The sequence below is a fragment of the Cognatishimia sp. SS12 genome, assembly GCF_028369055.1.
Taxonomy (GTDB): domain Bacteria; phylum Pseudomonadota; class Alphaproteobacteria; order Rhodobacterales; family Rhodobacteraceae; genus Cognatishimia.
This window is the reverse complement of the sequence record NZ_JAQNCZ010000001.1, coordinates 534,735-549,207: the sequence shown is the minus strand read 5'-3', so window position 1 is coordinate 549,207 and position 14,473 is coordinate 534,735. Positions and strand designations below refer to the sequence as shown.

Here is a 14,473-nt window from a genome sequence, read left to right as displayed (position 1 = left end):
TGCCGCACACAAGATATATCACAACTGTGTCAGCACCACTCAAAGCTATTCCCAGCCAAGAGTATCTTCGATAGCACAAAAGAAACAACAGGATGACACCGCATGAAAGACAGCGTCAACATCGGGAAATTTCAGGACCCCTACGTCACCGCCAAGGGCGAAACCCGGGCGCATGTGGCCTTGAGTGACCCACAAACCCTGTGGTTCAACACCGGAACGCTGTGCAATATCGAATGCGAGAACTGCTATATCCTCAGTTCCCCCACCAATGACGCGCTGGTCTATCTGACCGCGGATGAAGTGTCCGATTATCTGGATCAGCTGGAAGAGCGCAATTGGGGCGTGCGTGAAATCGCCTTTACCGGCGGCGAACCCTTCATGAACCCCGATATGGTTGAGATGACCAAACGCGCCTTGGACCGCGGCTATGAGGTGCTGATCCTCACAAACGCCATGATGCCAATGCAGCGCAAGCGCGTGAAAGAAGGGCTGCTGTCCTTAAAAGAGCGCTACGTTGACAAGCTGACGTTCCGCATCTCGGTCGATCACTGGTCCGAAGAGTTGCATGACAAGGAACGCGGCAAAGGCAGTTTTGCGCGCACGATCACCGGCATGGCCTGGCTGCGCGACAACGGCTTTAACATGGCGGTCGCCGGGCGCACCGTCTGGGGCGAGTCTGAGGCAGACGCCCGCATCGGTTATGCCAATTTTTACCAAAAGCATCACTTTGATATCGACGCACAAAATCCTGGTATAACTGTGCTTTTTCCTGAAATGGATGAAAAGGTTGAAGTGCCGGAAATCACCACCGCCTGCTGGGGTATTTTGGACAAATCGCCGACGCAGGTCATGTGCTCAAACTCGCGGATGGTGGTGAAACACAAGGGCGCAGACACCCCATCGGTGATCGCCTGCACGCTGCTGCCCTATGAGCCGGAATTTGACATGGGCCCGAGGTTGGAAGACGCGGAAAAACCTGTTCATCTCAACCATCCGCATTGCGCCAAATTCTGCGTTTTGGGCGGGGCAAGTTGTTCCGCCTAGGCCGCGCGGTTTGATCCGCAGATTTCACGGCTTTTCCACAAAAAATATTTGTGTCTTTACAATGCACTAGCAGCATTGCGCGTGGGCACTGGCGCTTTGCCGCCATGCGCCATTGCGCCCCATATCCTGCGTCTGTTATAAAACTTTCAACAAAATATTGACGCCTGAGAGAAGCGAGCACCTCACGTGAGCGACACACCAGAAGTACCTGAAAATGAAGACGAAAACACCGTAGTTCGCATGGCGCACGCCGGCCCTTCGGTTTCCATCGAAGACGAGATGCGCACCAGCTATCTCGACTACGCTATGAGCGTGATCGTCAGCCGCGCCATTCCTGATCTGCGCGATGGGCTGAAACCGGTGCACCGGCGCATCCTGTATGCGATGCATGAAACCGGCAACACCCATGAAAAATCCTATCGCAAATCGGCGCGTCCGGTTGGCGATGTCATGGGTAAATACCACCCGCATGGTGATGGCGCGATCTATGATGCCTTGGTGCGGATGGCGCAGGATTTTTCGATGTCCCTGCCGCTTTTGGATGGCCAGGGTAACTTTGGCTCGATGGATGGCGATAACCCCGCCGCCATGCGCTATACCGAGGTGCGCATGGACAAACCCGCCGCTTTTGTGCTGGCGGACATTGAAAAAGATACGGTCGATTTTCAAGACAACTATGATGGCAAGGACCAGGAACCCACGGTCCTTCCGGCGCGCTTTCCAAATATGCTGGTCAATGGGGCCGGCGGTATTGCCGTTGGCATGGCCACAAATATTCCGCCGCATAACCTTGGCGAGGTCTGTGATGCCACGCTGGCCTTGATCGACAACCCCGATCTCAGCTCAGAAGAGTTGATCCAATATGTGCCCGGCCCTGATTTCCCGACGGGGGGCATCATGCTCGGCCGCTCGGGCGCGCGCAAAGCCTATCTTGAAGGGCGCGGCAGCGTCATCATCCGCGCAAAATCCCGCGTCGAAGAGATCCGCAAGGATCGCTACGCCATTGTGATCGACGAAATCCCGTATCAGGTGAACAAAGCGGCAATGATCGAAAAGATCGCCGAACAGGTGCGCGAGAAAAAAGTCGAAGGCGTGGCGCATGTTCAGGATGAATCTGACCGCAACGGTGTGCGTGTTGTTGTTGAACTAAAGCGCGACGCCACCGCCGAAGTGGTGCTGAACCAGCTCTATCGCTTCACCCCGATGCAGACCTATTTTGGCTGCAACATGCTGGCGCTGAATGGCGGTCGGCCTGAACAGCTGACATTGCGCGCCTTTCTGACCTCTTTCATCGACTTCCGCGAAGAAGTGGTGGCGCGCCGCACCGCCTATGAGCTGCGCAAGGCACGCGAACGCAGCCATATCCTGTGTGGTCTGGCTGTTGCTGTCTCCAATGTCGACGAGGTTGTCGCCACTATCCGCGCCTCTGCGGATGCCGCCGAAGCGCGCGCCAAACTGATGGAGCGCCGCTGGCCTGCTGCTGACATCGCTGGATACATCCGTCTGATTGACGATCCGACCCATAAGATGAACGACGATGGCACCTATAACCTGTCTGAAACGCAGGTGCGCGCCATTCTGGAATTGCGTTTGCAGCGCCTGACGCAGATTGGTGTGAAAGAAGTCACCGATGAGCTGGAAGAGCTGGCAGGCAAGATCAAGGAATACCTTGAAATTCTCGGCTCGCGCGAACGGATCATGGGGCTGATTTCAGCTGAACTGTCTGAGGTCAAAGAAAAATTCGCCGTTCCGCGCCGCACCGAGATTGTCGATTGGTCCGGCGATATGGACGACGAAGACCTGATCGAACGCGAAGATATGGTCGTGACCATCACCTCGGGTGGCTATATCAAACGTACCGCTCTGGCTGATTTCCGCGCGCAGAAACGCGGTGGCAAGGGCCTGTCGGGGATGCAAACCAAAGAAGAAGACGTGGTGACCACGCTCTTTGTGGCCAATACCCATACGCAGCTCTTGTTCTTCACCACCGATGGCATGGCTTACAAGCTGAAAACATGGCGCCTGCCGCTGGGCAGCCGCACGTCTAAGGGCAAGGCGATTGTGAATATCCTGCCGATCCCAACCGGTGTGTCGATTGCGGCTATTATGCCGGTGGATCGGGACGAGGATGATTGGGCAGATCTGCAGATCGTCTTTGCGACATCGGCCGGCGATGTGCGCCGCAACGCGCTGAGCGATTTCACCAACGTCAAACGCAACGGCAAGATCGCCATGAAACTGCCCGAAGGGGTTGAACTGGTAAATGCCCGGATCGCCACCGAAGAAGACGATGTGATGCTGGTGACCAATTCAGGCCGTGCCATCCGCTTCCCAACCACGGATGTGCGGATCTTCAAAGGGCGCGATTCCACTGGTGTGCGCGGCATTCGTCTGAATGCGGGCGACCATGTGGTTTCCATGTCGGTGATCCGCCACTTTGAGGCGACACCTGACGAGCGCGCCGCCTATCTGAAAATGCGCCGCGCTGTTGCGGGGACACTTGAAGATGACGCTGTAAGCGACGAGGAAGGCAACGAAAACGCCTCGGTCAGCCAGGAACGTTATGCCGAAATGTCTGCAGTTGAAAACTTGATCCTCACGATCACCACCAGCGGCTCGGGCAAGCTCTCAAGCTCGCATGATTATCCGGTGCGCGGTCGTGGCGGCATGGGTGTTGCCGCGATGGACAAGGCGATGCGTGGCGGTGAATTGGTGGCGTCTTTCCCGGTCGAGATGGAAGATCAAATCATGCTGGCCACCTCCAAAGGCCAATCCATCCGGGTGCCGGTTGACGGGATTTCCTTCCGCAGCCGGTCGGCTGGCGGCGTGAAGGTCTTTAACACTGGCGCTGGCGAAGAGGTGGTTTCTGTCGCCCGCATTGCGGAACAGGCCGAGGATGAAGATGCGCTAGACGCAGACACACCGGCAACAGACGGCGATAACAGCGACAGCTGATGTCACCCACGACGAAATGAAAAAGCCGTCGCAGGACACTGCGGCGGCTTTATTATGTTTGCTTCTCATGTCTGTCGCGCATGCGGCAGACACGCGTCCGCCCGCCCCACGGCGGGCGCGTTCCGCCCCCGCCCGGTCGGCCGCTTAGCATGTCACTGGATGGTCAGACTACAGCCCGTAAATCTCGCCAAATTTCTCTTCGAGGTAGGCCAGCATTGGCTCCGCGTTGGGGGCAAAACCGCAGGCATGCGCGATGGTCTCCGCCGGGGGACGCAGACCGCCATGCTGCTGAAGCTTGTCCGCCAGCCAGCCGGTTGCACCCGCGGTGTCGCCATGGCGCAGCGCCGCATCTAGCCCGGGCACATCAGCGCGCAGCGTTTGATAGAGACACCCCGCATAAAGATTGCCAAGCGCATAGGTCGGGAAATAGCCAAACAGCCCGACGGACCAATGCACATCCTGCAGCACGCCGTTGCTGGGGCGATCGACCGCATAGCCGAAATCTGGTGCGAAGCGATCATTCCACGCCGCTTCCAGATCGGCGACCTCCAGGTCGCCCAGCATCAACGCGCGCTCAAGATCAAAGCGCAGCATGATATGCAGATTATACTGCACCTCATCGGCTTCGGTGCGGATATAGCCGCGATTGACCCGGTTGACCGCCGCGTAAAAGGCCTCTGCATCCTTGATGTTCATCTCGCCAAATTCGGCGCGCATTTGATCAAAGAGCCACGCGGTAAAGGCGCGCGACCGGCCCAGTTGGTTTTCATAAATCCGGCTTTGACTTTCGTGTACGCCCATCGACACGCCCTGCCCGATTGGCGTCAAAAGATACGCCTCATCAATGGTTTGCTCGTAACAGGCATGGCCAACTTCATGCACGGTGGAATAAAAACAATTGAACGGGTCATCCTCGCTGACGCGCGTCGTGATGCGCACATCCTGCCCGGATCCCGAGCTGAAGGGATGCACCGCTTTGTCGATGCGCCCCTGGGTGAAATCATAACCAAAGGCCCGCGCCAGCGCGTCAGATATGCGCAGCTGACCGGCCTCGGAAAAGCGCCCTTGCAGGGCCTCTGGTTCCGGACGGTCCAGTATGGCGCTGCGCAGCGCCACCAGACGGGGGCGCATGGTGTCAAACATGGACGCCAGATCGCTGGCGCGCATCCCCGGTTCATAATCCTGCAGCAATGCATCATAGCGATCGCCGCCCTCGGCCAGCGCGGCGGCTTCCTGACGGCGCAGGTTCACCACTTCGCTGAGGGTCGGCAGAAAGGCCGCCACGTCTTCGCCCGCCCGCGCCTCAGCCCAGACGCCTTGCGCAAGGCTGGTGGTCTTGGCAAGCGCAGCAGCCAGATCAGCCGGTATTTTCTGTGTCCGCTCATAGCTCCGGCGGATTTCGCGCAGCTGCGCCTGTCCGGCCACATCCAGCGCTGTCTCGTCAATCTCGGCCACCCAGTCCCCCAGCTTCGGATCAACACGGCGCGCGTGCAAAACGCTTTCCATCGCTGCCATTTCCTCGCCGCGCTGCCGGACGGCCCCGCGCGGCATCACGGTTTCCTGATCCCAGCCAAGCCGCCCGGCGACCTGCGCCAGCGCCTGCGTCTGTTTCTGAAAGGCCATCAAATCGTCAAATGCCGCCATGGCTCAGCCCCCTCTCACGGATGTTGCAACCGGATAATGCGCCATGAACCGCGCCCTGAGGATCAGCACCCAGACGATCACAGCCATGATCTGGTGCAAGATCGCCAGGTGCCAGGGCGCAACATACAGCACGGTGGCAATCCCGAGCGCCACTTGCAGCGCCAGCGCCGCCATCACCGCGTTAAAGGCAAAGCGCGTCGCGGAATGGGCCGAGCCTTGTGCCCGCCGCCAGACCACCACCGCAAAGATCACCAACAGATACCCCCAGATGCGGTGCATGAACTGCACGGTGCCGGGGTTTTCAAAGAAATTGGTCCAGACCGGGGTCAGATCAAACATTTCGGGCGGCAGGAACGATCCGGCCATCAGCGGCCAATCGGTAAAGCTGCGCCCTGCGTCAATCCCCGCCACCAGCGCGCCGAGCAGGATCTGCAGCATGGCCGCGTGCAAAAGCCCGGTAGACAGCGAAAAGAGCTTGGCCTCTTTGCCGCGCCGCGCCTGCATCAGCGCGCGCTCTTCCCGTCCCAGCAGAAACACATACCAGGCGATAAAGCCCAAAATAACAAAGGCCAGCCCCAGATGGACCGCCAGCCGATAGGAGGCCACGTCCAGCCGGCTGCCGGTCAGGCCTGACGACACCATCCACCAGCCAATGGCGCCTTGCAGACCGCCCAGACCACCAATCAGAAACAGCCGTCCGGTCCAGCCCGCGGGGATATTGCGCGTCAGCGCAAAGCCGGCAAAGCCAAGCGCCCAGACAAGGCCGATGACGCGTCCCAACTGGCGGTGGCCCCACTCCCACCAATAGATGGTTTTGAACTCGGCCAGGCTCATGCCTTTGTTTTGCAACTGATATTCAGGGATCTGTTGGTATCTCTCAAACTCCGCCTCCCAGCTGGCGGCGTCCATTGGCGGCAGCGCGCCGGTCACCGGTTTCCATTCGGTGATCGACAGACCGCTGTCGGTCAACCGCGTCAGCCCCCCGATGGCAATCATCACCACCACCAGCGCGAAAAGCACCATCAGCCAGGCGCGAATGCCCCGCCGTGCGCCTTTGGGGCGGCTGTCAATTGCGCCAGTTTTGACGCTCTCTTTGGGCGAGCTGTCACTGACATCTTCGAAAATACTGCGTTTCTGGCTCATGGGTCTGTCCTTGCCGTTTGGGCGGAGATTAGGGCGCGCACCGCAGCGCTTCAAGGCGCAGCTTTGGGAATTCGCGCAGGCTGGCTGCGGTCAGTCGCCGCGCTCTTTCCAGCGCACGATCTGGCGCATCATGCCATGCAGCATCTGCACATCCGCCCGCGTCAGCGGCAGGCGCGACCACATGTTGCGCAGGTTCAGCTTCATGCTTTCGACCTTATGGTCGGGAAAGAAAAACCCAGCCTCCTCCATGCGCTCTTCATAATGGCCGGCCAGGGCCTCAACCTCGGATTGGTTGGCCCAGACCGTTTTGGCCATCTCCACCCGCTCGGGCGCAACATCGACGCTGCCGCGCATCCATTCATAGGCCGTCAACAGCACGCATTGTGCCAGATTGAGCGAGGCATACTGCGGGTTCACCGGCACATTGATAATGGCATTGGCCGGGGCAATATCGTCATTCTCAAGCCCGGCGCGTTCTGGCCCAAAGAGGACCGCAACCTTTTCGCCCGCGGCGATCTTTTCGCGTGCGATCTGCATGGCGTGCTCAGGCGTCATGACAGGTTTGGTCATGTCGCGCATGCGGGCGGTGGTGGCAAAGACATAGGTGCAATCGGCAATCGCCTCGGGCACCGTCTTGCACAGCTGCGCTTCGTCCAGCAGCCGCCCCGCCCCAGAGGACATCGCCACGGCTTTCTGGTTGGGCCAGCCATCACGCGGATCAACGATGCGCATACGATCCAGGCCAAAGTTCCACATCGCCCGCGCCGCACCGCCGATATTCTCGCCCATCTGCGGGCGCACAAGCACAAAAGCCGGTTGAGGATGGGGGCTGGGCATGGGCATCTCCTGATTGATCGTGTGGCTCATACCCAAGCGCCTCTTGCAAAACAAGCGCTCATGGTTTGTTCTGATCCCGTTCAACCAGATGAGGGAACGTCCAATGGCCTATGATGAAGGGCATCTGGCCCTGTTGCGCGATGATCTGCAAGATCAGACGGGCATTGCCGAAAAAAAGATGTTTGGCGGCATTTGTTTCATGCTGAACGGCAACATGCTCTGCGGTGTGCACAAAGGCGGCGGCATGTTCCGCGTTGGCAAGGAGCTTGAGGCGGCCGCGCTTGCCATTGATGGCGCAAGCGAGATGGCCTTTACCAAACGGCCCATGCCCGGTTTCATTGATGCCGATGAAGATCTCTTTGCCGATGACGCGCGCCGCCTGAAAATTCTGCGGCTGGCGCTGGACTATGTGGGGGACATGCCCGCGAAATGACCCCACTGGCGTCATGTCCTGATAGCCAAACGCAAAATTCCACGGTATAGCAGCGCAAAAGAGTTTCCGGGAAGACCACTATGTCAGAGATCGAGCAACCGCAAATCTACCTGATCACCCCACCTGAAATTGAACTGAGCCGCTTTCCCGACACATTAGCGCGTGTGCTTGACAGTACCGAAGTGGCCTGCGTGCGTGTTGCCTTGGCGACGCGAGACGAGGACCGGATCAGCCGTGCGGCCGATGCAGTACGCGAGGTCTGCTATAGCCGGGATATCGCGCTGGTGATCAATGAGCATGTGCTGTTGGCCGAACGGCTGGGGCTGGATGGGGTGCATCTGACCGATGGTGCGCGCTCGGTGCGAAAGGTGCGCAAGGAACTGGGCGATGACGCCATTGTCGGCAGCTTCTGCGGCACCTCACGTCATGATGGGATGACCGCTGGGGAAACCGGCGCGGATTACGTGGCCTTTGGCCCGGTCGCGGCCACGCCGCTGGGAGACGGCAGCCTGGCAGAGCGCGCGCTGTTTGACTGGTGGTCGCAGATGATCGAAGTGCCGATTGTCGCCGAGGGCGCGCTGAACGAAGAGATCGTGCGCAGCCTTGCGCCGGTCACAGATTTCTTTGGCATCGGCGAAGAAATCTGGCGCGCCGAAGATCCGGTTGCGCAGCTTAAAACCTTGCTGGCCGCGATGCGCTGATCAGAAGCTGCCGCCCCAGAGAGCCTCGGGGGCGGCGTTGGTGATTTACAGAAACACCCGCTCGATGAACCAATAGGCCCCGACCACCGCAATGGCGGCAGAGGCGGGGTTGGCAATGCGGCGGCGATACCAGGGTTTGCGGCCAAACCACAGACCCACCCCCAAAAAGGCAATGGCGATCACCGTCAGCTGGCCAATTTCCACCCCAATGTTAAACCCAAGAAGCGCCGGGATGAACTGACCGCTGGGCAGGCCAAAATCGCCCAGCACCGAGGCAAAGCCCAGCCCGTGCAGCAGCCCAAAGAGAAACACCACCACAGGCCGCCACGGGCTGAGCCCGCGGCTGAGGATGTTTTCGACCCCCACGTAAACGATGCTTGCGGCAATGATCGGCTCCACAATGCTGCCGGGCACTGTGACCCAGCCCAGTGCCCCTGCTGCCAATGTAACCGTATGGGCGAGCGTAAAGGCCGACACTTGCCAGAACAGCGGACCAAGGCGCAGCGACAAGAAAAAAAGCCCCAGCACAAAGAGGATGTGATCCAGACCCTTTGGCAGAATGTGATCAAAACCCACCGGAATGTAATCAAGGAATACGGCGAACCCGCTTTGCGGGCTGCCGGTGAGGAAATTCATGACATCGCTGGTCTCGCCGCCCTGCAAGATGCCCGTATAGGGCGCGCTGACGCCCTGCTGCCGCAGCACCAGCCCGCCATAGCCTTCGGGCCAGGCCAATTGCAGGCGCTGCCCATCTGCCGGCAGCGCAGCGGTAAAGCGCGCAAGGCTGGGCCGCGCCACATTTTCCACGCTTTGTTCTGGGGTTTGGATCTCAACCAAAGTCAGCGCCAGCGGTGCGCCGTCGGCGGTCAGCGTGACGCCAGACAGAAAGCGATCTACATTTTCGGTGAAGGCCTTGGCGATCTCGCTGCCCGGCTGGGCCTGAAGCGTGTCATAATCCGCCGCTTCGGCCGCGTCATCCGTGTCGCCCACGGCATCCAAATCCAGCCCGCTGAGAAAGGCTTCGGCATTCAGGCGCAGATCGAGCGTTGCAGTGCCTTCGGCCACGCTGAGGTCGGCGATTGTCGGGTTCACCTCATGGGCACTCGCCGCGAAACCGACCAATACGGTTGACAAAATCGCCCAGCTGATCAGCTTGTAGAATATGGAATTGAAAACACTCATAAAACGCCTGTCTTTTTCTTTTGTTGGCCTCTTTATGGCAGCAGACATTTCATTTGCCCATGAATTTTGGATCGACACCGAAGATTTCCAGATCGCAGCAGAGGACACACTGCTCGCCGATTTTCGCAATGGCGAAAACTTTCGCGGCAGCCGCTTGGCGTGGTTTGACAATCGCGCCGTGCGTGCAGAGGCCTGGCAGGGTGCAGAACGCCTGCCCCTGACGGGCCGCGCCGGTGATATCCCGGCCATCAATTATATGCCGAACGCCGAGGGGCTGCTGCAACTGATCGTGCAAACCGGCGTCGATACGGTCAGCTACAAAGATCCGGAAAAATTTGCCCGCTTTGTGACCCATAAGGATCTGGACATCTCGGCCAATCCGGCCCCAGAGTTCCCCCTAAAAGAAGCCTACACCCGCCATGTCAAAGCCCTGATCGCTGTGGGACACGGCGCGGGTGATGATACGCCTGCGGGCTTGCTGCTCGAATTTGTTGCGCTCAAAAACCCCTATACCGAAGATGTCAGCGCGGGCATGCCGGTGCAGCTGTTGGAAGAGGGCAACCCCCGCGCGAACGCCCAGGTGGAGGTTTTTGCAAAATCTCCTGCTGGCGGGGTGACGGTCAGCCTTGCGCGCACCGACGCTGACGGCCGCGCGCTGATCCCTGTCACGCCGGGCTTTCACTACTTGCTGGATGCTGTGCTTTTGCGCCACCCCACAGCCGAGGTGGTCGCAAAAAAATCAGCGGTCTGGCACAGCCATTGGGCTGCTCTGACTTTCGCAGTCCCGGACTAGCCCCCTTGCCTTGCGCCGGCTTTGTCGCCACAAGCGGATTATGACTAAGACACATGACATTTTATGCATTGGCTCGGTGCTGTGGGACGTGATTGGCCGCGCCCCGGTGCACATGCGCCAAGGCTCGGATGTGGCCGGGCGGATCACGCGCATTCCGGGCGGCGTGGCGATGAATATTGGCATGACGATCTCGCGCTTTGGGCTGAAACCCTCGCTGCTGACCGCGGTCGGGCGCGATTCTCAGGGGGATGAGCTGATCGAGGCCGCTGAGGATCTGGGACTAGACACACGCCATATCTACCGCTCCGAAGATTTGCCGACCGATCGCTATATGGCGGTCGAAGGGGCCAATGGGCTGATCGCGGCCATTGCCGACGCCCATTCGCTGGAGGCCGCTGGCGACAAAATCCTGCGCCCGCTGATGGACGGCACTTTGGGCGACGCTGAGGCGCCCTATGATGGTTTCATTGCGCTGGATGGCAACCTGACCCAACGCCTGCTGGAAAAGATCGCTGTCAGCCCCGCTTTTGCCAAGGCCGACCTGCGCGTGGCCCCGGCCAGCCCCGGCAAGGCCGAGCGGCTGCTGCCGTTTCTGGTGCATGACCGCGCGGTGCTGTACGTCAACCTCGAAGAGGCCGGATTGCTGTGCCAGACCGAGTTTGCCAGTTCTGAAGAGGCCGCAGCCGGTCTGCTGACCCGCGGCGCACGCCGCGCGCTTGTGACCGACGGGGGCCGCAGCGCCAGTGATGCCACCAAAGACGGCATTATCACCCAAACCCCGCCTGCGGTGATGGTGACGCGCGTCACCGGCGCGGGCGATACCTTTATGGCCGCGCACATCGCCTCGGAAAAATCCGGGTCGGATCGCAGCCAAAGCCTTTCGCGTGCCCTCAAGGCCGCCGCCAGCTATGTTTCCGGAGGAAGCCCAAAATGATCCCGCCCTATGTGATGTCCCCCGAGGTGGCCGATGCCAAAGCGCGCGGCGCGCCGATTGTGGCGCTGGAAAGCACGATTATCACCCATGGCATGCCCTACCCGCAAAACGTCGAGGTGGCGCGCAAGGTTGAGGCCACAGTGCGCGCGGCGGGCGCGGTGCCAGCGACAATTGCGGTGATGGACGGCGTTTTGCACATCGGTCTGAGCGATCCGCAGCTTGAGCAGCTCGCCACGGCCAAAGACGTGATGAAAGTCTCGCGCGCCGATATGCCCGTCTGCATGGCGCTGGGCCGCTACGGTGCCACAACTGTCGCCGCAACCATGATCGCGGCGCATATTGCGGGCATCACCGTGTTTGCCACCGGCGGCATCGGCGGCGTGCATATGGGCGCGGACCAAAGCTTTGATATCTCTGCCGACCTCTTGGAACTCGCCGCGACGCCCGTCACTGTGGTTGCTGCCGGGGCCAAGGCGATCCTGGATATTCCCAAAACGCTTGAGGTTCTGGAAACCCACGGTGTGCCGGTGATTGCCTATGGTCAGGATGCCTTCCCGGCCTTCTGGTCGGCGCAATCCACGCTGGCCGCCCCCCTGCGCATGGACAGCGCCGAGGAGATTGCCGCCGCCCACGCCATGCGCGCCCGTATGGGTCTGCCCGGCGGGCAGTTGATTGCCAACCCGATTCCAGCCGAGGCAGAGATCCCCAGCGCAGAGCTTGCGCCGATCATCGCGCAGGCCAACCAAGAAGCCGAGGCGCAGGGCGTGAGCGGCAAGGCGGTCACACCCTTCCTGCTAAGCCGGATTTTTGAACTGACCGAAGGCCGCTCTCTGACCGCGAATATCGCGCTGGTGCTCAACAATGCCAAACTTGCTGCTGAAATTGCCAGCGCGCAGGTAAAAATGCCTCTTTGAGCCACCTGCAACGGGCCCGGACACATTGAAGCCCCTTAGAGAAGTGTTATCTTAACCAAAACAGACTAGGGCCACCATGACGACACCATTTGATGAACACAAACCTGCCAGTCGCCCCGGCATTCTGGCACGGCTGCGCACCTCGTTTCTGACGGGGCTTGTCGTCATTGCGCCTGTCGCCTTCACCATCTGGCTGATCTGGAGCTTCATTGGCTGGGTGGACGGATTTGTTCTGCCGTTTGTGCCCGAGTTTTATCAACCGGATAACCTGGTGCGCTATGCCATCGGCGAGGCGCGTTACAACGCCTGGATTGGTGAAGACAACTCAATCAACATCCGCGGTGTCGGCGTTGTCTTTTTCCTGATTTTCACCGTCTTTACCGGGTGGATCGCCAAGGGCCTGATTGGGCGCTCGATGATCCGCTATGGCGAAACGCTGGTCGACCGGATGCCGGTTGTGCGCTCGATCTATTCCGGCGTGAAACAAATCGCGGAAACCGTCTTTGCCCAATCCGAACGCAGCTTTGAAAAGGCTTGTTTGATCGAATATCCGCGCAAGGGGATCTGGGCTGTGGGGTTTGTTTCGACCCAAGCCAAGGGCGAAATCAACGCGCGCCCACCGCATGACGAACAGCTGCTGTCCGTCTTTGTCCCCACCACACCCAACCCGACCTCTGGGTTTTTGCTGTTCTTTCCCAAAAGCGATGTGATCGAACTTGATATGTCAGTGGAAGATGCCGCGAAATTGGTGATTTCTGCTGGGCTGGTTTACCCCAACCCGAAAAATCCGGCCTTGCCGCCCGAAGCGCCAGAGACTGCCCCAGAAGCGGCCAATGTGCCCGCACCCGACAAAGCCGCCGAATAGCTTAGCTGTACATCGACGTCAGATCGACGGTGCCGCGGGTGCCAAGGTCTTTGCGGTGGTTTTCCAGAAACTTGCGCGCCGCCACCTGCCCGGCGCGTTTTAACGCATCCAGAATCTGCGGCACCGGAATGGTTTTGGTGGCCACCGACAGGTCGGTCATCAAATCATCATCCGCAATCATATGAATGCGCACGTCTTTCATGTCATTGCTGGTCAGCGCACCGTCGCTAATGAGCCGCTGCACAAAAGAAATCGCGCGCAATTCGCCCATCAGCGCGGCATTGAAACTGATCTCATTCATGCGCGATTGAATCTGCTGCGGCGCGGTTGGTGTTTCTGCGCGTTCCAGCGGATTGATGTTCACAATCAACACGTCATCGGGCAAGTCCGGTTTGAAAAAAGGCCAAAGCGCCGGGTTGCCGGTAAAGCCGCCATCCCAATAGGCATCGCGCCGCCCGGTTTTCGGATCCTCAATCTCCACCGCCTGGAACAGCGTCGGCAGGCAGGCTGAGGCGAGGATCGCCTCGGTCGAGATTTCGTTGCGCGTAAACACGCGCGCCTTGCCCGTGCGCACATTGGTGGCACAGACAAACAATTGCGGCCCCTGATCGGCGCAGACCTTATCATACTGAAAAGCTTCGGCAATTTCGCGCAAAGGATTTTGATAAAACGGCCCGAACGCATAGGGCGAGGTCATGCGCGCCCAAAGGTCAGTCATAACATAAGGCCAGGAATTTTCCAACATGCGCGACACCGCCGCCGGGCCAAAGGCTGCCATCCATTCCGGAAAGCCCGTCCCACTGAGTGCGCCCATCCGCGTCCAGAGCCAATCCAGATTGGCGCGTGCGGCCTCTGGGCCGCCGCTGAGCATGCCCGCCTTGAGTGCTGCGCCATTCATTGCCCCTGCCGAGGTGCCGGAAATCGCGGCAATCTCGATGTCGGGGTCCTGCAACAGCACATCAAGCACCCCCCAGGTAAAGGCCCCATGGGCACCCCCACCCTGCAACGCCAGATTAATCCGCATAGGT

General features: G+C 59.6%; 13 protein-coding genes. 8 read left to right on the top strand and 5 right to left on the bottom strand.

The genetic code is table 11. The annotated features are described in order from the left end of the window. Nucleotides 1-102 precede the first annotated feature (102 nt). Together N6L24_RS02615 and gyrA are read left to right on the top strand one after the other, a co-directional pair. Nucleotides 103-1,044, top strand: a complete 942-nt coding sequence (locus N6L24_RS02615; RefSeq protein ID WP_271843084.1) for a radical SAM protein — start codon at nt 103-105, stop codon at nt 1,042-1,044. 186 nt (nt 1,045-1,230) lie between these two features. After that, entirely contained in the window at nt 1,231-3,999 is a 2,769-nt protein-coding gene (gene gyrA, locus N6L24_RS02610; protein WP_271843083.1) for a DNA gyrase subunit A, read from the top strand. Nucleotides 4,000-4,167: 168 nt separating this feature from the next. Here gyrA and N6L24_RS02605 read toward each other — a convergent pair whose 3' ends face one another. From N6L24_RS02605 to N6L24_RS02595, 3 genes are all read right to left on the bottom strand, one after another. Continuing rightward, nucleotides 4,168-5,643 carry a carboxypeptidase M32 gene (locus tag N6L24_RS02605; RefSeq protein WP_271843082.1) on the bottom strand — a complete coding sequence of 492 codons (1,476 nt, stop codon included), beginning with the start codon at nt 5,641-5,643 and terminating at the stop codon, nt 4,168-4,170. A gap of 3 nt (nt 5,644-5,646) precedes the next feature. Beyond that, nucleotides 5,647-6,786, bottom strand: coding sequence for a heme A synthase (gene ctaA / locus N6L24_RS02600; protein WP_271843081.1), 1,140 nt, complete (start codon nt 6,784-6,786; stop codon nt 5,647-5,649). 90 nt (nt 6,787-6,876) lie between these two features. Further along, nucleotides 6,877-7,623, bottom strand: a complete 747-nt coding sequence (locus N6L24_RS02595; protein WP_271843466.1) for an RNA methyltransferase — start codon at nt 7,621-7,623, stop codon at nt 6,877-6,879. A gap of 103 nt (nt 7,624-7,726) precedes the next feature. Between N6L24_RS02595 and N6L24_RS02590 the strand changes: the two genes are divergently transcribed. Continuing rightward, on the top strand, nt 7,727-8,056 hold the full coding sequence (locus tag N6L24_RS02590; RefSeq protein ID WP_271843080.1) for a TfoX/Sxy family protein: 330 nt from the start codon (nt 7,727-7,729) through the stop codon (nt 8,054-8,056). Between the two features lie 80 nt (nt 8,057-8,136). After that, on the top strand, nt 8,137-8,757 hold the full coding sequence (locus N6L24_RS02585; protein ID WP_271843079.1) for a thiamine phosphate synthase: 621 nt from the start codon (nt 8,137-8,139) through the stop codon (nt 8,755-8,757). 45 nt (nt 8,758-8,802) lie between these two features. Here the strand turns inward: N6L24_RS02585 and N6L24_RS02580 are convergent, their stop codons facing one another. After that, entirely contained in the window at nt 8,803-9,939 is a 1,137-nt protein-coding gene (locus tag N6L24_RS02580) for a HupE/UreJ family protein (protein WP_271843078.1), read from the bottom strand. A gap of 34 nt (nt 9,940-9,973) precedes the next feature. Here N6L24_RS02580 and N6L24_RS02575 point away from each other — a divergent pair, with 34 nt between their 5' ends. From N6L24_RS02575 to N6L24_RS02560, 4 genes are all read left to right on the top strand, one after another. Further along, nucleotides 9,974-10,732, top strand: coding sequence for a DUF4198 domain-containing protein (locus N6L24_RS02575; RefSeq protein ID WP_271843077.1), 759 nt, complete (start codon nt 9,974-9,976; stop codon nt 10,730-10,732). Between the two features lie 40 nt (nt 10,733-10,772). Continuing rightward, a complete protein-coding gene (locus N6L24_RS02570; protein ID WP_271843076.1) occupies nt 10,773-11,666 on the top strand; it encodes a PfkB family carbohydrate kinase in 894 nt (297 codons plus the stop codon). Beyond that, on the top strand, nt 11,663-12,580 hold the full coding sequence (locus tag N6L24_RS02565) for a pseudouridine-5'-phosphate glycosidase (protein ID WP_271843075.1): 918 nt from the start codon (nt 11,663-11,665) through the stop codon (nt 12,578-12,580). Before N6L24_RS02570 ends, N6L24_RS02565 begins: the two co-directional genes overlap by 4 nt. Before the next feature lie 76 nt (nt 12,581-12,656). Next, nucleotides 12,657-13,445: a DUF502 domain-containing protein gene (locus N6L24_RS02560; RefSeq protein WP_271843074.1), complete on the top strand. Its 789-nt coding sequence runs from the start codon at nt 12,657-12,659 to the stop codon at nt 13,443-13,445. A gap of 1 nt (nt 13,446) precedes the next feature. On the opposite strand, the gene N6L24_RS02555 is transcribed toward N6L24_RS02560, so the two are convergent. Then, nucleotides 13,447-14,469, bottom strand: coding sequence for a patatin-like phospholipase family protein (locus N6L24_RS02555; RefSeq protein WP_271843073.1), 1,023 nt, complete (start codon nt 14,467-14,469; stop codon nt 13,447-13,449). Nucleotides 14,470-14,473: the final 4 nt, after the last annotated feature.